The 18027-nt window shown below is 61.6% G+C and carries 16 protein-coding genes; 7 read left to right on the forward strand and 9 right to left on the reverse strand.

Annotated elements, in window-relative coordinates; all coding sequences use genetic code 11:
- Positions 1-412: 412 nt before the first annotated feature.
- Positions 413-1078 carry a hypothetical protein gene (locus tag CDE01S_RS05750; RefSeq protein WP_084382757.1) on the forward strand — a complete coding sequence of 222 codons (666 nt, stop codon included), beginning with the start codon at positions 413-415 and terminating at the stop codon, positions 1076-1078.
- The gene (locus CDE01S_RS05755) at positions 1071-1820 is read left to right on the forward strand and encodes a Fic/DOC family protein (RefSeq protein ID WP_066704871.1); all 750 of its coding nucleotides are present in this window, start codon (positions 1071-1073) and stop codon (positions 1818-1820) included. The genes CDE01S_RS05750 and CDE01S_RS05755 overlap by 8 nt, the downstream gene beginning before the upstream one ends.
- Before the next feature lie 125 nt (positions 1821-1945).
- On the opposite strand, the gene istB is transcribed toward CDE01S_RS05755, so the two are convergent.
- Positions 1946-2683, reverse strand: coding sequence for an IS21-like element helper ATPase IstB (gene istB / locus CDE01S_RS05760; protein WP_066704873.1), 738 nt, complete (start codon positions 2681-2683; stop codon positions 1946-1948).
- A 34-nt stretch (positions 2684-2717) separates the two neighbouring features.
- The gene (istA, locus tag CDE01S_RS05765) at positions 2718-4262 is read right to left on the reverse strand and encodes an IS21 family transposase (protein WP_066704875.1); all 1545 of its coding nucleotides are present in this window, start codon (positions 4260-4262) and stop codon (positions 2718-2720) included.
- Between the two features lie 486 nt (positions 4263-4748).
- Between istA and CDE01S_RS18100 the strand changes: the two genes are divergently transcribed.
- The 5 genes from CDE01S_RS18100 (at position 4749) to CDE01S_RS05790 (ending at position 10049) form a co-directional block, all read left to right on the forward strand.
- On the forward strand, positions 4749-5156 hold the full coding sequence (locus tag CDE01S_RS18100) for a hypothetical protein (protein WP_084382758.1): 408 nt from the start codon (positions 4749-4751) through the stop codon (positions 5154-5156).
- A gap of 170 nt (positions 5157-5326) precedes the next feature.
- Entirely contained in the window at positions 5327-6892 is a 1566-nt protein-coding gene (locus CDE01S_RS05775) for a recombinase family protein (RefSeq protein ID WP_066704880.1), read from the forward strand.
- Positions 6889-7791: a plasmid partitioning protein RepB C-terminal domain-containing protein gene (locus tag CDE01S_RS05780; protein WP_066704882.1), complete on the forward strand. Its 903-nt coding sequence runs from the start codon at positions 6889-6891 to the stop codon at positions 7789-7791. The genes CDE01S_RS05775 and CDE01S_RS05780 overlap by 4 nt, the downstream gene beginning before the upstream one ends.
- Positions 7788-8669 carry a plasmid partitioning protein RepB C-terminal domain-containing protein gene (locus CDE01S_RS05785; RefSeq protein ID WP_066704884.1) on the forward strand — a complete coding sequence of 294 codons (882 nt, stop codon included), beginning with the start codon at positions 7788-7790 and terminating at the stop codon, positions 8667-8669. Before CDE01S_RS05780 ends, CDE01S_RS05785 begins: the two co-directional genes overlap by 4 nt.
- 18 nt (positions 8670-8687) lie before the next feature.
- Positions 8688-10049, forward strand: a complete 1362-nt coding sequence (locus CDE01S_RS05790) for a DUF3987 domain-containing protein (protein ID WP_245636115.1) — start codon at positions 8688-8690, stop codon at positions 10047-10049.
- Between the two features lie 116 nt (positions 10050-10165).
- On the opposite strand, the gene CDE01S_RS19145 is transcribed toward CDE01S_RS05790, so the two are convergent.
- The 7 genes from CDE01S_RS19145 to CDE01S_RS05820 all read right to left on the reverse strand — a co-directional run bounded on the left by CDE01S_RS19145 (position 10166) and on the right by CDE01S_RS05820 (position 17994).
- The gene (locus CDE01S_RS19145; protein ID WP_369406356.1) at positions 10166-10531 is read right to left on the reverse strand and encodes a ubiquitination-like system serine protease family protein; all 366 of its coding nucleotides are present in this window, start codon (positions 10529-10531) and stop codon (positions 10166-10168) included.
- A complete protein-coding gene (locus tag CDE01S_RS05795) occupies positions 10531-11934 on the reverse strand; it encodes a ThiF family adenylyltransferase (RefSeq protein ID WP_066704885.1) in 1404 nt (467 codons plus the stop codon). The genes CDE01S_RS19145 and CDE01S_RS05795 overlap by 1 nt, the downstream gene beginning before the upstream one ends.
- Entirely contained in the window at positions 11934-12863 is a 930-nt protein-coding gene (locus CDE01S_RS05800) for a multiubiquitin domain-containing protein (RefSeq protein WP_066704886.1), read from the reverse strand. Before CDE01S_RS05800 ends, CDE01S_RS05795 begins: the two co-directional genes overlap by 1 nt.
- A 286-nt stretch (positions 12864-13149) precedes the next feature.
- Positions 13150-13743 carry a hypothetical protein gene (locus tag CDE01S_RS05805; protein WP_066704888.1) on the reverse strand — a complete coding sequence of 198 codons (594 nt, stop codon included), beginning with the start codon at positions 13741-13743 and terminating at the stop codon, positions 13150-13152.
- A complete protein-coding gene (locus tag CDE01S_RS05810; protein WP_066704889.1) occupies positions 13740-14519 on the reverse strand; it encodes an RNA polymerase sigma factor in 780 nt (259 codons plus the stop codon). The genes CDE01S_RS05805 and CDE01S_RS05810 overlap by 4 nt, the downstream gene beginning before the upstream one ends.
- A gap of 53 nt (positions 14520-14572) precedes the next feature.
- Positions 14573-16795, reverse strand: a complete 2223-nt coding sequence (locus CDE01S_RS05815; RefSeq protein WP_066704890.1) for a S8 family peptidase — start codon at positions 16793-16795, stop codon at positions 14573-14575.
- Entirely contained in the window at positions 16792-17994 is a 1203-nt protein-coding gene (locus CDE01S_RS05820) for an AAA family ATPase (RefSeq protein WP_245636116.1), read from the reverse strand. Before CDE01S_RS05820 ends, CDE01S_RS05815 begins: the two co-directional genes overlap by 4 nt.
- Positions 17995-18027: the final 33 nt, after the last annotated feature.

The raw sequence follows: 18027 nt of genomic DNA on the forward strand, positions 1-18027 counted from the left end.
GTCAGTGCCCAGTCCGCAATCGCAAACAGTCAGGCACGCCCTTGGATACCCCGACCCCCATGATGCAGCAGTACATGGGCGTGATTTCTAAGTTGTTGTCGCAAATCAACTTCTTATGAAGTCTGTTTGATCGATCCCCTGCTGCGCCACCCTGCCGTTGGAGACACATGACGACAAATGACGGTGCTGCGTGATCTTCGCCAGCGCGGTCAGCAAAGATATCTGGATCAGCTCCATGCTTCGAGGGATCCCGCGATGGTTTGCACCGGAGGGTGAGCTCGATGTCAGCCTGCTTCATTTCTAGAGTCATGCCTGCACAAATTGCCTGACGGCCGGCATATTTTGAACTCCCAACCCATTGAATCCATTGGTTTTTTTCACCAAATAAGACTGAAGGTGTTAAAATAAAAAAATGGGTTCCACGATGAAGCTTGTAGACCGGATGCGCCAGTCAATTCGACGCCGCTCCGGCCACGTCGTACTGCGCGCTGAACTCGCGCCGCTGGGTAGTGCATCGCAGGTTTCAGAAGCGCTGAAGGCGCTTCAGCGCGACGGGGAACTGATCCGCTTGGGCGCAGGCGTTTACGCGAAGGCTCTGCGGGATGAATCCACGCGCGAGGTGATGCCGGCAGTAGATGTAGAGACGCTGGCTCGTGAGGTGGCTCTCAAGCTAAAGGCTCAAGTGACTACTGACACGAAGGGCTCGCTGGTACTGGACACAGGTGACCGCCGCGTTTCCCGCAAGCTGGCCCTGGGCCAGAGTACCGTGCAATACGTCAACAATCGAAATCGCAGGACCTTCACGACCTTAAGAATGAAGCCTGGGGACACATCGAAGTTTCCGACCACAAATGTGGGCACCTATGTGCGTCAGCTTGCAGGCCGTTACGGGGTCAGGTATACGCCGACTGCTGTCGATAAGTGGGCCGAGACGGTGACCCGCCTAGCCGGGGACGAAGTTCATTCCGGCCCGGTGCAGGACTTGCTGGTCGCTCTTAAACGTGCAGGCAGGCTGACCAAGGATGAGGTGGCAGGATTGCTCGTGAACTACCTGCGGGAGCACAAGCAGAGTGTTTGATCCGTTCAAGGATTTCGAGACAGCTGGCTACCTGCGAAATAAGTTTTCCGAGAAGGATCCGCAGATCGTCCAGCAACTGGAACATGAGATGTTCCGGGTCGGTTTGGACGAAGCCATCGCGTACTTGGCGAGACGGCGAAGTGCCTTGCGCTATGAAGACTTCCTCGCCGTCCATCGAATCCTCTTTGAGGGCTTCTATCCGTGGGCAGGTCAGGATCGTGCTGTCACGGCACCGGATATCGCCGTGACCAAGGGTGGGACCTGGTTCTGCCATCCTGCAGATGCAAGACGAGCGGTGCAGGAAGGATTGCGCATCGGGAGCGACAAGCGCCTGTTGCGGCAGCGTCCCGGCGAGGTGATGGGCCTTTTCGCCTATGGTCACCCGTTTCTGGATGGCAACGGCCGCACCATGCTGGTGGTCCACAGCGAGTTATGCCATCGAGCCGGTTTCTGCATTGAATGGCACCGCACAAAAAAATCTGACTACTTGACCTCATTGAGCGCCGAGATCGCCACGCCGGGCAAAGGTATCCTGGACAAGTACCTGCTGCAATTCGTTGGTGAGAACCAAGAACGCGAAGCCTGGGGCGGCATGATCGGCGGTTTGCCAGGCCTCGACGGCAAGGGGACAGACGATGCCGTCGCAGGCAACTACAAGGACGCTGAAGTATCCCAGCAGTACCGTGAATTCGAGCGGCGACGCGAATACCCCATTGCGCATTCCACTGATGGCGGACAGTGATTCCATTTCCATCGCGGACAGCGTTCCAGGCGATGGCGGACACGTTGCGCGGGTGTCCTGAGTGACGCTCAAATCGTAGCCGAAGTGTCCGCCATCAGCGTGGAATGGCGGTCGGCGCGGCCGGCTCAGACGGCCTTGGTGAGCTTGCGCATCGACTCGCCCTTGAGGGCTATCTTGTGTGAGCCGTGCACGATGCGGTCCAGGATGGCGTCGGCCAGCGTGGGCTCGTCCAGCCAGGCGTGCCAGGCCGTCACCGGCAACTGGCTGGTGATGAGCGTCGAGCGCGCACCCACCCGGTCGTCCAGCAACTCCAGCAGGTCGTTTCGCTCGTGCGCGGCAATCGGCGCGATGCCGAAGTCGTCCAAGATGAGCAGGTCCAGCCGCGCCAGTTGCGCCAGCCGTTTGCCCAGGCTGCCATCGCCGTGGGCCACGTGCAGCTCCTGCAGCAGCCGTGGCGCGCGGGTGTAGAGCACCGAGAAGCCCAGGCGCGCGGCCTGCTGCCCCAGTGCGCAGGCAAGCCACGTCTTGCCGCACCCGGTGGCGCCGGTGACCAGCACGTTGTGGCCATGGCGCAGCCAGTCCCCGCCGGCCAGGCTGGTGATGACCTCCCGGCTCAGGCCCCGGCTGACGCGCCAGTCGATGTCCTCCAGGCAGGCACTGGAGACCTTCAAACGGGCGGCCTTGAGCAGGCGCTCCAGGCGTTTGCTGTCACGCCAGTCCACCTCGCGCTGCACCAGCAGCGCCAGGCGTTGTTCAAAGGGCAGCTCGCTGGCCGTGATGTGGGTGGCCGCGTCGCTGAGGGCGGCCACCATGCCGTCCAGGCGCAGGGCACGCAGTTGGTTCAAGGTCTGTTCGTTGAGCATGGTCGTTGGTGCTTTGTTTGTCTGTATCGCGGTGTCAGTGGTAGTAGCCCGGCCCGCGCACGTTCTCGTGCAGCGGCAGGCTCGCCTGCACGGCCATCGGTGCATCCAGCGGCCGCTGGTCCAGGCCGCAGCCCAGGATGGAGGCGATGCTCTTGTAGGACGGTGAGCGAATCGACTGCGCCCGCGCACAGGCGGCCTCCAGCCGGTCAGCCCCGTACTCACGGCCCAGGCGCATGAGGCCCAGACAGGAGCGGTAACCCTGCTCGGGATGCTGGCGGTGCTCCATCTGCCAGCGCACCACGGCGGCGGTGGCCGCACCCACGCGCTCGCCCCAGGCGATGAGCTTGGCCGGCGTCCACTGCAGGTGCGCCCGGTGCGAGGCCGGCATGTGCTCGGGCGTGGTGGTGTGTGCACCCCGGCGGGGATTGAGGGCGTGGGCGGCCACCCGTTTGCCGCCATGCAGGACTTCGACCGTGCCGGCCGTGATGCGCAACTCCACCGGCTCGCCCACCAGCGCGTGGGGCACCGAGTAGTAGTGGCCATCGAGCTCGACGTGGTAATCGATGTTGACGCGGGCGGGTTTGAAGCGCGCAATGGGCATGCGCACCGGCGGCAGGGGACGCAGGGCTGGCCGGTCGAGTTCGGCGAAGGCGCTGGTGCGGTTGCCCGGCAGCTTCTTGAACGCGCGCTGGTTCAAGTCCACCAGCAAGGCGGCAATCGCCCGGTTGAGCTCGGCCAGGCTGAAGAAGCTCTGGTGGCGCAGCCTGGCCAGAATCCAGCGCTCGACCACCTGCACGGCGACCTCCACCTTGGGTTTGTCGCGTGGCTTGGCCGGGCGCGCGGGCATCACAGCCAGGCTGTAGTGCGCCGAGAGCTCTTCGAGCAGGCGGTGCGCGGTGGGCTCGTAACGGTCGGGGCGGGCCATGAGGGCGCGCGGCTGGTCAGGCACCAGCAGGCGGGGCACGCCGCCGATGTACTCCAGCGCGCCAATGATGCTGGCCACCCAGTCGGTGGCCTTCTGGCTGGCGGTGGCGCAGGCGTAGGTGTAGTTCGATGCGCCCAGCACGGCCACGAAGACCTGGGCGTGGCGTATCTCGCCAGTGTCGGCATCCACCACGGGAACGGTCTGGCCGGCGTAGTCCACAAAGAGCTTGTCACCGCCCGTGTGGGTCTGGCGCATGGAGCGCTGCAGGCGCCGGGCCCAGGCCTTGTACTTCTCGCAGAAGGCGCTGTACTTGTACGCCTGACCGCTGTGCTGTTGCTGGTATTCCTCCCACAGCAGCTGCAGGGTCACGCCGGGGCGGCGCAGCTCGCGGTGGATATGGGCGTGGTCGGGTTCGAGGTGACGGGACTCGCGCGCCACGGGTGGCTTGTAAAGCCGGGCCTGGAGTTCGTCGTCGTTCAGGCTCTGGGCCAGTGCCCAGTCCACGCCGGCCACGCGCGCGTAGCTGGCTATCTCACTGACAGTGGATTTGGAGATGCCGAGGGCGGCACCGATTTGACGGGTGCTCAAGGCACCGCCGTGCAGCAGTTGCAGAGTGTGTCGTAGTTTGCTCATGGTGACCCTGGGTGTGGGCATCGCTGGTTCCGGTCAAAAAAAGAACCGGGCAGCGTATGCCGCGTTCGGGTCACTCAGAACACCCCGCAGGTGTCCGCCATCAGTTTGGAATGCTGTCCGCCTTCAGCGTGGAACGGTGTCCGCCATCACGCCGGAACACTGTCCGCCATCAGCATGGAATCGTGTCCGCCATCGCGTGGAATACGCACCCCATCGATCCTCCAGCAGGCAACAGCACCGGATCTACCTGACTCTACAGGTCGCGCCTGATCGGTCTCAACGTCCTTGAGGGCCCCCGTTGAAGGTAAGGGTACATCGCGCGCCAGGTTATCTTGACCGGGCTCCACGGACAGAGGGAGCCTCTCATACATCCCGCTGACGCATTTTGAGGAACGCCAAGCCCTGGCGCTCACGAGCTCAGCAGAAGCTCTCGGCACATTGCGCGAGGTATCAGCTTTGGCAAAGTCGTCTGGGGGTTCCATACGAATTTTCGTATGGAGAAACTCGATGCCCACCAAGATCTGCGCCTGCTGCGGCCAACCGTTCACCACCCGTCCCCAGGTCCGCGATCAGGCCTTCTGCTCAGCACCGGCCTGTCAGCGCGAACGACGTCTGCGCTGGCAACGCGACAAGATGCAGTCCGATCCCGACTACCGCGACAACCAATTACGCAGCCAGCGTGCGTGGCTGGATCGTAATCCCGGTTACTGGCGGACGTACAGGAGCCAGGCGGACAAGACCAGTTCGCCGCCCGTTTCGACGGTCATGGTGGCCACCGGCACCCCACTCTCAGGTCTGTACTGGATCAAATTCCGGCAGGACGCGTCTGTAAAGAGTGACGCGTGGATTGCAGAAATCACCCCTGCGTGCGCGGACTGCCTCTGCAAAAAGGACGCGTGCAAAGAGAGGACGTGATGGTCATCCCACATGCCGGGCATTAACGTTGCCTGCAAATGAGCTCCCGAGCACCTGCATGGCAAACGCCTCAACGGTACATTGGCGCCGGCCAACGCTGGCGCCACAACGATCGATGAAGTGGACGGCAGACCCGAGAGCACCCACACAACTTTGTGCGATCGGGTCCTATGCTGCCAGAAGAAATCAAACCAGAAACACCGGACCAGCCGGCCCTCTTCCGGGCCGCAGAGTACGTCCGGATGTCGACCGAGCACCAACAATACTCGACCGAAAACCAGGCCGACAAGATCCGTGAGTACGCCGCGCAGCGTGGCATCGACATCGTGCGGACCTATGCCGACGAAGGCAAAAGCGGCCTGAACATCGGCGGGCGGCTGGCGCTGCAGCAACTGATCAAAGACGTGGAGTCGGGCGCTGCCGACTTCCAGATGGTGCTGGTGTACGACGTCAGTCGCTGGGGACGATTCCAGGATGCCGACGAAAGCGCCTATTACGAGTACATCTGTCGCCGCGCGGGCATCCACGTCACCTACGTGGCCGAGCAGTTCGAGAACGATGGCTCACCGGTGTCCACCATCGTCAAGGGTGTCAAGCGGGCGATGGCAGGCGAGTACAGCCGGGAACTGTCGGCCAAGGTGTTCGCCGGTCAGTGCCGGCTGATCGAACTGGGGTACCGCCAAGGCGGTCCGGCCGGGTATGGCTTGCGCCGGGTTCTGATTGACCAAAGCGGCTCCGTCAAAGGTGAGTTGACGCGCGGTGAGCATAAAAGCCTGCAGACGGATCGGGTGATCCTGATGCCAGGCCCGGATCCTGAAGTTCAGACCGTCAACCAAATCTACCGGTGGTTCATTGATGACGGCCTACCGGAGTCAGAAATCGCCGCCCGGCTCAATGTCCAGGGGATTCGAACCGACCTCAACCGCGACTGGACCCGATCCACGGTGCGCGAGGTGCTGACCAACGAGAAGTACATCGGCAACAACGTCTACAACCGCATCTCCTTCAAGCTCAAGAAGCACCGGATCACAAACCAGCCGGACATGTGGATCAAGAAGGAAGGCGCGTTCGAGGCGATCGTGCCGCCGGAGGTGTTCTACATGGCTCAAGGCATCATCCGGGCGCGGGCGTACCGGTTCAGCAGCGAGGAGTTGATCGAAAAGCTGCGCAATCTTTATCAACACCGTGGCTTTTTGTCGGGCCTGATCATCGACGAAGCCGAAGGGATGCCGTCGGCCGCCGCGTACATCCACCGCTTCGGCAGCCTGATCCGGGCGTATGAGGCGGTGGGCTTCACCCCCGATCGGGACTACCAGTTCCTGGAGGTCAACAAGTTCCTGCGCAAGCTTCACCCGGAAATCATCGGGCAGACGGAACGGACCATCGCACAACTGGGCGGCACGGTGGTGCGGGACCCGGCCACCGACCTGTTGATGGTGAATCGGGAGTTCAGCATCTCGGTCGTTTTGGCCCGGTGTCAAACCCACGACAACGGACGCCTGCGCTGGAAAGTGCGTTTCGACACCAGCTTGGCACCGGACATCACGGTGGCCGTACGCCTGGACCAGCCCAATCAAACCCCGCTGGACTACTACTTGCTCCCGCGTCTGGATTTCGGCCTGCCGCGCATCAGCCTGGCTGAACACAACGGGATCGAATTTGAGAGCTACCGCTTCGACAGCCTGGACTATCTCCACGGTATGGCTGAGCGCACCCGCGTCAGGAGGGCCGCATGAGCAAGGAGCACCCGTCCAGCAACCTTCAGATGATCCCGATCGACAAGATCGAGATCCTCAACCCGCGTGAGCGCAACAGCCGGATCTTCGATGACATCGTCGGCAACATCAAAAACATCGGCTTGAAGAAGCCGATCACCGTCACGCCCCGCAAGGACGCCGATGGCCAGGAGAAATTCCTACTGATCTGCGGCGAAGGCCGGCTGAAGGCATTCAAATCCCTGGGCGAGACGACTATCCCGGCCATGGTCGTCAACGTCAGCGACGAAGAAGGCTTCATCATGAGCCTCGCTGAAAACATCGCCCGCCGCCAGGGCCGGACCTTAGAGTTGCTGGCAGGCATTGAGCAACTGCGCGACCAGGGCTACGACAAAAAGGCCATCGCCGAGAAGACGGGACTTGGCCAAGACTACGTCTACGGAATCCTGCAGTTGCTCAAGAATGGCGAGGAGCGACTGTTGATCGCTGTGGAAAGCGGGCGCATCCCTCTCAACGCCGCCCTGGCCATCGCTGGAGCCGGCAGCAACGACAAGGACATCCAGGCTGCCCTGCAAGAGGCGTATGAAAACGGCCAGTTGCGAGGCAACCACCTGATCCAGGCGCGCAAAGTCATCGAAAAACGTCGATCCCTGGGGCGGACCATTGCCAGGGGAGCGCCGCGCAAAGTGCAGGATGTGACCTCTTCCAGCCTGATTCGGACCTACCAGCACGAGGTCGAACGGCAAAAGCTGATGGTCAAAAAGGCGGAATTCGCCCAGCAGCGACTGCTCTTCGTCGCTGAAGCCATGCGCCAACTCATGGCCAATGAGAATTTCACCAATCTGCTGCGTGCCGAAGGCTTGGACAGTCTGCCCAAGTACATAGCCGAGCGCGTCTGGCCCGCGGGAGGCGCTGCATGACCCAAAGCAAGCTGGGATTCATCCCAGATCCGATCACGGTGGCCTTTGACAAGTTACTGCCCTCCCGGAAGGCGCCCGAAGGGCTGATGAGCTCACGCAAGTTCAAACAGATCATCTCGTCCATCGATACCGTGGGTCTGATCGAACCACTGACGATTGCCAAGGAAGACAAGGCCACCGGCATGCACCTGCTGCTCGATGGACACATCCGGATGCTCGCGTTGCAGGAACTCGGGTTCACCAACGCGCCGTGCCTGATCGCCAAGGACGACGAAAGCTACACCTACAACAACCGGATCAACCGGCTGTCGACCATCCAGGAGCACTTCATGATCCGGCGCGCCGTCGACCGGGGCGTAACGCCCGAGCGCTTGGCGAAGTCACTCGAGTTGGACCTGGAGCACATCACCAAGAAGATCAATCTGTTGGACGGGATCTGTGCCGAGGCGGTCCGACTGCTTCGGGACAAGCACTTCTCGGCCAACTTGAGCCCAGTGCTGCGCAAGCTCAAGCCGACCCGCCAGGTCGAATGCGTCGAACTGATGGTGGCCACCAACAACATCACCGTCTCCTACGCCCAAGCACTGCTGGCGGCCACACCACCCAACATGCTGGTCAACGAGGGTGGCGCCAAGAAGGTCAAGGGCGTGACCCCCGATCAAATGGCGAAGATGGAGCGCGAAATGGCCAACCTGGAAAGCCAGTTCAAGCTGGTCGAGCAGTCCTATGGGCAGGACGTCCTCAACCTGGTTCTGGCCAGGGGCTACCTGACGAAACTGCTGGACAACGAGGCCGTGATCCGCTTCTTATCGCAAAACAACCAGGACATCCTGCGAGAGTTTTCTGGGATCGTCCAAGCCACGGCCCTGGACAAGTAGTGAATGCCGGGGTCGGACATGCACCCAGCGGACGGCGCGGAGCCCGATCAGGGCCAGACCGCAGACGAGTCAACACTCGCCGTTGCGGACGTGGGGTTGCATCGGAACGCTCCTCACCCACACCGGTCATGTCTGTACGGTCTGGTTGGCGAGGTGGCCTGCGCTGGCGGCGAAGGCACGGAAACTAACCCCTACGCCATCGCCGCCAATTTCATGGCCTATCTGTCCTGCGCCATTGGCCGCGGGGTCTACTTACCGATCGGCAACACATGGCATCACCCCCGGCTTTTTTGCCTGCACATTGGCCGATCTGGCCGAGGCCGTAAGGGCGATGCGGTGCAGTTGGTCCTGCGAATCGACCAGGCACTGCGTGGCCTTGACGACAGGCTGGCGCCCCAGATTCACAGAGGGGGTCTGTCCAGCCGCGAAGGTCTTGTGGCGTTGATGCACGATGGCTACCAGCGAGGCAAACAGGAGGTCCCGGCCATCGATGACAAAAGACTGTGGGTGGTCGAATCGGAGTTCGCGAATGTGCTGCACCAGGGGCGCCGTGAGGGAAACACACTGTCCGCTGCCCTGCGCGATTGCTGGGATGGCGTCAGCCTGAAGCCCGCCACAAAGTCCAACCGCATGTACGCCAGCCATCCCCACGTGTGCCTCAGCGGCGCCATCTCGCCCTCGGAGCTGACAGGCATGCTGACGGCTCGCGAACTGACCAATGGGTTTGCCAATCGGTTCTTGATGATCTGGGCAGAGCGGTCACAAATATTGCCCTTCCCAAAGCCGACACCACAGACGATCGTGGACGCTTTGGCCGGTAGGGTAATAGAAGTCCTAAGATTCACAGGGTCCGCCCAGCCAGCTCGCCGAGACCACCTGCGGATGGAGTTGTCCGCCCAGGCGCAGTGGCGCTACGCCCAGTTGTACCGGACTGACCTCAACGAGGATCAGGGGAGTGAGATCGTCAACGCGATGCTGGAACGGCGTGCGCCGATGCTGCTGCGCTTGGCCATGCTGTTTGCGTTGACGGACTTGCAAACCCGCATCGACGTGCACCACATCAATGCAGCCATGGCGTGGATGCAGTTCGCCACTGCATCTGCGCGATATGTGTTTGTCAGTGCCGCTGACGAGGCGAAGCTTGCACGGGCGCTGGAACTCTCGGCCCGGGTATTGGCATTCTTGCGTGAACGCGGACAAGCCACGCGCAGTCAGATCAACTCCGAATGCTTCCGGGGAAAGGTCTCCAAGCCAATGATCGATGCGAGCCTTGAGACACTGCTGGCCAGCACGCCCCCCAAGATCACCGTGCAGACCGTCGAACGCAACGACGGTGCACCAGGGGCGCCGCTCCGGCTTTATAGCTTGGCGAAAGCTTGATGCACCAGGGGATTTTTCCGCTGCCCTCGCAGCCCCAGAATCAAAAGCAAGTGCTTGTCTGAACTGTAAATTCGCAGATTTCGCTGATTTAGAGGGCCACGAAAGTGAACTCACATTTAATGATCAGCGTCTGACGCTGCCTTCTTGCACCACTCTACAGCTCCATTTTTTATCCAAAAGTGGCAGGAGCATGACCGCTGTTGATGAACAGATGGGGAGAGCGTCGGCCTACCCCAAAAGTCCGTTTCGATCGACCACCGCGGCCGTCGATCCGGGTTGAGCGAAAGCGAAATCTGGACCCCGCAACCGCCTGGACAGCTCATGCACGCCCACTTCTTGACGCCGGTGTCGGTAACCAACCAAAGTTCGCCGGGCGGCACGGGAGACTTGCCCGGGTGCTGTGCCACCGGAATAACGAGCAGGTCATAGTCCAGCCAGCCAAGCCAGCGTAGCGCATGTGCAATGAGTAGCTTCATGGGCATCAGATCACGCCAAGAAATGGGTTGACATCACCGCGCCCCCACGTCGCCTGGCTGGCACAAACCGGGCACGAGGCGACAGGCCGGCAGGTCATGGAACGATCCTCCACGCGGTCGAACAGGCGAATCCTGTTGTGCGTCATGCCCTGGGAGCCTCGGAAGCTGGTCAAGCCCTGAATAAGCTCATCGACGGCGGCGCAGGCAATAGCCGTTGTGAACGTGACCACGGCGGGCGCGGGATCGCCGCCGCCATCCACATACGCTTCCGCCTTACGCCGCTCAAACTCGGCCGGGTCGCTGCGCCGGAGCCCTTCGGCCGCAGCGCGGAGCGGATCGGCCACCCCAAGACACATGAGACAGGGATTGCCAGGGCGAATCGTCGACACGCGGCCCGTCATGTCGTAGTCCGCGCCGCTGCGTGCCGCGCGCATGCGCAGGCCTACATCAATCAGCGGGATGCCGTAGTAGTGGGCCAGGCGGTTGAGCATCAACCGCCCCTGATGGTCGTCGGTACAACCGAACAGCACATCGCAGGAGCGCAGCAGGTCGAGCAGATCAGGGTGGCCGACCCATTCGTTCTTGGTGACGATCTGGGTGCCGAGGCCGGCCGCGCGAATCTCGCGCGCGAGGATGTCCACCTTGGCCAGGCCGGCGGCAACGTCCGCGGCACGCGAGCCATGCACGCGGTTGAGGTTGGTGACATCGATGGTGTCTTTGTCCATCAGCCCCAAGAAGCCGACACCGAGTCGCGCCAAAAGCATCGCGACAGCACTGCCCGTGCCGCCGCCCCCTACGACGCCGACCCGCAACGCGCGCACGACAGGATTGAACCCGCGGCCGAAGAGCGCGGCCTGCCGCGCCAGGAACTGCTCTTCATCAGCTGCAGCCACCGTGCGCGCGATCTTGATCTGGCTGCCTACCAGCGAGATCGAGGATGCCGTGACCGTCTCGCCGGGTGCGATCCAGAGCCTGCCCGCCATAGCGTCATCGCGGCCGAACACCATGCTGGCGAGGCCGGAAACGCCCTTGTTGAACGTCGTCCGGGCGAGTTCCTCCTCGTTTCGGTCATCCTGGTCAGAGAAGAACGCTGCGTCGCTCGGATGCGTGTGCACCAAGCCCGCAGCCAAGCCGCGTTCCTTCGCGATGCCGAGAACACGCATGAAGCCGCGGGTGGACCATGTGACATGGACCGGCGATGCCGAGACCATCTCATCGGCCGCGACGGGGATGACCTCGTGCGAGATCAGCCTGGTGCGAGGTTGGCCCGACCAGGGGTCCGCTGAGATGTCGGCCCTGCCGAAGAGCACATAGGCGGACGCCTCGGCCCCGTTCTCCCTATGCAGCAGCGAGCGCAGTGCCGCCTCGTGCGGCTCCAGTAGGACGATGTCCAGAGCAGCCGGCGACATCACTTCGCCTCCGTCAGGGCGTGCTCGATGCGCTTGAGCATGGTGTGCAGGCCGTCGATGCCCGGGCGCCACGCCGTGTTGTGGCGCGACCAGCGCTGCCAGTTGCGGCCCTGGAATGCGTGGGCCTGGTCGGCGCAGGTTGGATAGCGCCCCACGCTTTGCAGCGTCAGCCAGGGGTCGCAATAGAACATATCCGGCGCGACATCGGGATAGCCGGGCGGCAGGAGAACGAGCACGTCCGCGGCGGCATGGGTGAACTTTCCGGCAGGCAGCGGTAGCTGCTTGAAGATGACGCCCGTGTGCGCGCCGTCGCTCACCATCTCGAAGACCACGCCATGGCTGCTCAGATAGCGCTCGTCCGCGTCGGGCAGCGCGAGCAGGCCCTCCGTGGTGTCTCGGATCAGCGTGATGAAGTGCTCGATGCCCGGCTTGCTCAGGTCGATCAGGTCGCCGTCGCGGATCAGGACGTCCTGACCGCCGCCGCGCACTTCGAGGTAAACGTCGTAGGTCTCCGGCGGGACGCCGGCCAGCGCCTTGAGCACGCGGCCACTGATGCTGGGCTTGCCCCACTCCAGCTGGCGGTCGTCGATCGTGAACTTGAACGCGCGGTCAGTCTGGAAGATGACGAAACGCTCCGCGCCGCGGGCGCGTAGATCGTAGGTTTCGTCCAGACGCAAGTCCTCAAAGTCGCCGGAGGTCAGGATCGCGTAGACGCTGTGCTCATCGACCGGGCGCGCGCCGGCGGTCTGGAGGATCTGGCGCGCTGTCGGCACCGGGTCGGCGAGATCGACTTGACGCTCGTGGAGCTGATGGTCCAGGACGACAACCCGATAGAGCGCCGCCGCGCGCAGGCTTCGGCCTTCGCGGATCGCCGCGGCGACATCTTCGACATCGGTGCGGTCATCGCCGCTGTGGGTTTGGGTTTGCATTTGATTGCCTTTCTTGGGGAGCCCCACCTGCGGGATTGCAGGATTTCTGGCCCTCTTACTCAGTCAATCGCAGTCCCAACACAAACCGGAAAGGCCGGTCAAACTTTTTCTTGTACCCACTCGCTCGATCGCATCGATAGCGTTCGAGCGCTTCTTACCGGTCTTGGCGCAGACACCGGCTTCGTGAGCTATTCCATTCAGGCTGACAATGATCGACGCCGGCCGCGACGTTCGCACGGTGCACGCGTTCTGCTTCCCGGCTAACGGCCTAGGTGGCGTCCATCGCTCAGTCCGACAACGCCTTCAGCGTCGCCTGCTGCTCCGGCGTAAGCTGTGAAGTCGCGACCGCCTGGTCGAAGGTGATCTGTTCGCCAATGCTTGGCTTCACACTTGACCGAAGCGCGGGACCAGAAACCATGCCCGGCGGACCCTGCAGGTATGCGCCTACAGCTTGGACGGTGGTACCCAGCTCCGACGCAAGGTTCTCGATGAATCGGGATGGAATGGTGGTGGCACGGATGGCCCGATCGCGCACGCGCATCAGAAAGAGATTGCTGACATCAAGGCTGCGCGCGAGTGATTTGAAGCTGCTGGTATTCAGCTTGGCGAACGGATTCGCGACCTCTGCGTCGTGCTGCTGGACAGCTCGCTCGAACCGCTGCCAGGCCGTGTCCACCAAGCTGTCCGGCACTTCGGTCGCCGAAACATCGGCTGCTGGAAGCTCATGAAGCAGATCGATCGAACAATCGACCAACGCGGTCGCATGTTGTGGGTACTCCCTGATGTAGCGCTCAAGCGTCTCCCGCCCCTGGCTGGGCTCCATAGAGAACGCCATCAGCACAGACTCTTCGTCAGCAGCGAAAGGCTTTGTTGTACTCATGCGTCACCCTGCAGAACAGTCTTGAGGGTCTTGTACGCGCGGTCGCGGCGATTGCGTACGGTTCTCTCATCGCACTGGAGCATCTTCGCGATAGTCATGATGTTGGGGTCCTTCGAGTCGATCTGGAAGCCTTGCTGCAGCAATCCCACGACCCGTTTCTGATCGTCTGGTAATGCATCAATCGCGGCGCTCAACTCCAACCGGAAAGCTGGGTCGTCAATTTTCTGTGGGTCCCCTCCCAGGAAGTCGGCCGCCGCCTCCTCGACCTCCCGAGAAATCTCCTGACCCGCTTCTCCATCCGCGGCCAGAGGTTCTGTGAGTACCGACAAGGGGCCAATCTGCCGCAGCACAGATTTCCGGAATCTGGCGAACGCCAGATCAAACCGCACCTCAAAGAAGTCCAGCATGACGAAACGGCCGTTGCAGTCCTTGGCGATTCGCTCTGCGAATCGGCCCATGATCTCATCTCGAATGCCTTGCGCCCCGGCCATGCGGGAGTCCGAAACCGTTGCAATCAAAGACTGCCCGACTCGCTTCATGAGCACTCCGAAAATCTGCTTGAACTCGTTCTTTGAGCCCGTCGCGTGGGCGCGCCGCAGAAAATACGTCAGCGCCTCCGACGGCACATAGCCCGTACTCTTCCTCGATCCAATGGCAAAGGCCTGCAGGCGGGCCGAGGCATCAAGCGACTCCAGCTTTGTTAAGCAGGCCTCAATCTCGGGCGGCCGATTGAACGGAGACCCGTGTCTGTCTCTGCTCTTCAACGGTTCCGGCATCGATCTCCTCCGTGTCGTCAGTCCGTCCTATGCCTGCTCTACTTCGCTCGCGGTCATCGAACGCGGATCGGCAAGGACACCTGCGGCTGGATCGGCACGAGAGTCTTGGCGTAAGCGCGCAGGATGTCGTTGTAGAGATCGGCGTGCTTCGGGGCTTCAACGGAGAGGATCAGTGCATATCGGATCTTCTCAGCCCCGGTGGCCCGGCCGCCACCATCTCGGGCGTTGTAATGGATATCAAACACAGGGTTCTTGAGGCTCGCCCCTCGGAAGGTCTTGAAGCCGTGGAGCACGGTTTCCCACTTGCCCTGATCAGACCGGCGCTCCTGCTCAGTGGCAAACTTCTTTAAGTCGAAAAAGCCCTTGGTGTCGGCATTGCTCTTGCCGTCCTTGACCTTCTCGTCGTTGGGACGGAAGACAATTTCGAGACCGGCCTTGGTGTAGGCCGCAGCATCCTGGGGATCGGTGGGAGATGCGTAGCAGAAGGTAGCCTTCAAGCGGACATTGCCCGTCAAACCCTCCTTCGGCAGCGGCAAGCTGGCACGCAGGTATTTGCTGGGTTTGAGCTCTCCTTGGTAGACCACTCGGGCCACACCATCCGGACAGGTGATGATGTCGAAGGTGTCCTCCGGAATCTTGCCCCAGCCCACCTCGATTGGGTCATGTTTGCCAGGATCGGCCGCATGGACCAACAAGGCCTTGATCGCAAGAGGCGTCAGGTTAGCGCCCAGAATCGCACGGATGCCAACTGCACTGCGTAGCAGGTACGGCGCAGCGAAGCTGGTACCGAGCTGTGGTGTCAGGACTGGCTTTGCACTCGGCGCAAGGACATGGAAGTATTTGGACGCCGGGTTGCCACCAAAGGCCATCAGGTCCGGCTTAACAACGCCAGGGCTACGGCCTGGACCAATCGCGCTGTAAGGTGCGCGCGCCCAACCTGAGCCGGTGTCATCGGCCGCACCAACCGCGAGCGCATTCACGCAATCCGACGGAACCTGCACACGGCTGTACCCGAGTGCGCGGTCGCGCTCCCCGTTGTTACCCACGGCGATGGTCATAAGTGTGTCGCCATCACTCAGCAGGTCATCGATAACAGACGTCCAGGCATGGACCTCTTGATCCTCTACTTCGAGCTCAGGCCCCAAACTCAGGTTTATGAATTCGTAAGACCGCGACAGAAGAACCTGCTCGATGAGACCGAGCGTGCGATAAAGCTCCAACGGGTCTTCGCCGTTCGATTCCTGGTCGAGTACACGCAAATGGTCCACTGGGGCAAACGGTCTGGCAGCACTACCGTTAGGCTGGATCGGTCCGAACAGCAGGGCCGACGTTACTCCCAAGCCATGCTCCGCGCCATGCGGAGCATCCTCAGCGTCCTCGTCGAGCTTTCGGTACGAGCGCAACCAAGGACCGATCGGGTGATGATCTGGCAAGCCGCCATCCAGGATGGCAACGCGAGGCTCAGACGAAAGGGCCTGTTCGGTGGGGAGGCTACACCCAACCGAAGGACCACCGCTACGCTGTAAAGGTCGGATACCGCGCAGCTTAGGCACCGGCCGGATCACACGAACGAAAGCGAATCGCGCCAAGTCCTCCACATCGCTTGGCTTCCCCTCGACCGGAACGAACCACAGGTTGCCGGCGACGAAATCAAACTCGCTGTGGGTCTTAACGCCCGCACGTTGGGCAAACTTCACGAATGCCTTTTGAACAAGCCCCGGGTCTTCGTCCGGCAGCAGATGAAGACCCACTTCGAAGAATCGATCCTTTGGGCCGCCCAGACTAACGATGCGCTCGGCCGGGGCAAACGCAGCGAACTGTTCAATGTGAGTTAGATCACTGCCCTCGTCAGACTCAGCATCGATAGTTTCCGTCCACTGCGAGAGGTTGCGAAAAGCTTGACGCTTGCCAGCGACGAATAACTCAGTCGTCGTGGTCTCCTGCGGCTGCCCCTTGCGGGTCCAAGCCTGCGGCTTGACCTTGACGGTACGGCTGCCGATGGACTCCAGCCCCGTGCTACGCAACAGCCCGCTCGGGAAGTAAGAGCGAGCGATGAAGCTGGGATTCATCATCAACCGCGCCACGACAAAGTCGCCCGGACAAGCGTCAGCTGGCAGTTCATCCAGCGCCTGGGCAGTACGACGGAACTGAGGAACCAACAGTTCTCGCGCCTGTGCGAAGGTGTAGACCTCGGCCTTGCCGGGCATGCGCCGCGGTCCGACGATGTCGTGGGTCAGCAGCTCACCCCGACCGATCAGGAAATTGGCTTGGCTCATGCGTTAGCCTTTCTCGCTCGTACGCTCTTCCGGGGCGCAGGGATATCGTTGGTGTACTTGCGAATGGTGTCCCGACTCACGCCCGTGATGTCGGAGACGGCGTGTTGGGACAGGCGAGTCTGCCTGGCCAGCATCACGGCAAGATCGATGCGGCCCTGCCTATCGAGTGCCAGTGCGCGCGCCTTTATGAAGTCCTCGACCAGATCGGCATCGGTAGTCGTGCCCAGGGCCACAGCTCGCCGGAAACGCTGCACATCGCGCTCGATATCGCTAAACGAGTGCCCCGCGAATGCAAAAACCAGGATGTCAATCCAGCGCGCAAAAAGGGCGTAGTCCGGCCCTAGGAATCGTTTGATGGCCTCCTTAACGGCCTGCTCATCAGGCGTCTTGAACTCCACCACCAAATCGAAACGGCGCCACAACGCCGGATCGATCAGCTCCGGGTGGTTTGTGGCCGCCAGCAACACGCTGCTGGCAGGCCATTCGTCGACCTCCTGCAGGATCACCGTGACCAAGCGCTTGAGCTCGCCCACGTCGGTGTCATCACTGCGACGCTTGGCAATGGCGTCGATCTCATCCAACAGCAGCACGCAGGGTTCGCGCTTTGCAAAGTCGATAGCCGCCCGCAGGTTGGCACCGCTTTTACCCAGCAGACTGCTCATTACGGCAGTCAGATCTAGCACGTACAGCGGCACCTTCAGCTGCGTGGCTAACCAACGTGCCGTGAGCGTCTTACCGACCCCGGGCGGTCCGACAAAGATGGCGGAGCGGGTCGGGGTCAGTCCCATGGCAAGCAGCCGATCACTCTGTCGCCGCTCGGCAACGAGCTGCCCCAAGGTCTCCTCAACGTCACTGGATAGCAGCGGCGCGTCTCTCGTCGGTTCGTCTTTAAACAGTTTCAAGAGCGAGAGGCGGGATTCATCATCGACCGGCAGGGCTTGAGCTGTCGGCTGCGAAGGCGAGAACTTGCGCATGGGTGAGACGCTGCGTGCCGGCTTCGACTTCAGGAACAGCTCGAGTTGCTCAGCCAAGTCGGGCGCCGTTCCGCGGTACTTGCGGACCAGCCGTGCTGCGAACAGGCGCACATCTTCCGTCTGCTCGGCCAGAGCCAGACGCACCATCTGGGCTAAATCCGCCTGCTCTTCTTTCATTTCGCCCATCACTTCTGTAACTTGTTGATTTATATAGATAAAAATCATGTCCACTTTGGACTAAGATGATTATCCCACAAA

It is taken from the genome of Curvibacter delicatus NBRC 14919, from assembly GCF_001592265.1.
GTDB classification, from domain to species: Bacteria; Pseudomonadota; Gammaproteobacteria; order Burkholderiales; family Burkholderiaceae_C; genus Hylemonella; species Hylemonella delicata.

What these genes read in the sequence shown, in the direction of transcription:
- CDE01S_RS05805 (WP_066704888.1), bottom strand. Translation starts at nt 13,743, where the DNA reads ATGAGTACAACAAAGCCTTTCGCTGCTGACGAAGAGTCTGTGCTGATG.
- CDE01S_RS05780 (WP_066704882.1), top strand. Translation starts at nt 6,889, where the DNA reads ATGAGCAAGGAGCACCCGTCCAGCAACCTTCAGATGATCCCGATCGAC.
- CDE01S_RS05810 (WP_066704889.1), bottom strand. Translation starts at nt 14,519, where the DNA reads ATGCCGGAACCGTTGAAGAGCAGAGACAGACACGGGTCTCCGTTCAAT.
- CDE01S_RS19145 (WP_369406356.1), bottom strand. Translation starts at nt 10,531, where the DNA reads ATGCCCATGAAGCTACTCATTGCACATGCGCTACGCTGGCTTGGCTGG.
- CDE01S_RS18100 (WP_084382758.1), top strand. Translation starts at nt 4,749, where the DNA reads ATGCCCACCAAGATCTGCGCCTGCTGCGGCCAACCGTTCACCACCCGT.
- istB (WP_066704873.1), bottom strand. Translation starts at nt 2,683, where the DNA reads ATGCTCAACGAACAGACCTTGAACCAACTGCGTGCCCTGCGCCTGGAC.
- CDE01S_RS05750 (WP_084382757.1), top strand. Translation starts at nt 413, where the DNA reads ATGGGTTCCACGATGAAGCTTGTAGACCGGATGCGCCAGTCAATTCGA.
- CDE01S_RS05785 (WP_066704884.1), top strand. Translation starts at nt 7,788, where the DNA reads ATGACCCAAAGCAAGCTGGGATTCATCCCAGATCCGATCACGGTGGCC.
- CDE01S_RS05790 (WP_245636115.1), top strand. Translation starts at nt 8,688, where the DNA reads ATGCACCCAGCGGACGGCGCGGAGCCCGATCAGGGCCAGACCGCAGAC.
- CDE01S_RS05800 (WP_066704886.1), bottom strand. Translation starts at nt 12,863, where the DNA reads ATGCAAACCCAAACCCACAGCGGCGATGACCGCACCGATGTCGAAGAT.
- CDE01S_RS05795 (WP_066704885.1), bottom strand. Translation starts at nt 11,934, where the DNA reads ATGTCGCCGGCTGCTCTGGACATCGTCCTACTGGAGCCGCACGAGGCG.
- CDE01S_RS05775 (WP_066704880.1), top strand. Translation starts at nt 5,327, where the DNA reads ATGCTGCCAGAAGAAATCAAACCAGAAACACCGGACCAGCCGGCCCTC.
- CDE01S_RS05815 (WP_066704890.1), bottom strand. Translation starts at nt 16,795, where the DNA reads ATGAGCCAAGCCAATTTCCTGATCGGTCGGGGTGAGCTGCTGACCCAC.
- CDE01S_RS05820 (WP_245636116.1), bottom strand. Translation starts at nt 17,994, where the DNA reads ATGATTTTTATCTATATAAATCAACAAGTTACAGAAGTGATGGGCGAA.
- istA (WP_066704875.1), bottom strand. Translation starts at nt 4,262, where the DNA reads ATGCCCACACCCAGGGTCACCATGAGCAAACTACGACACACTCTGCAA.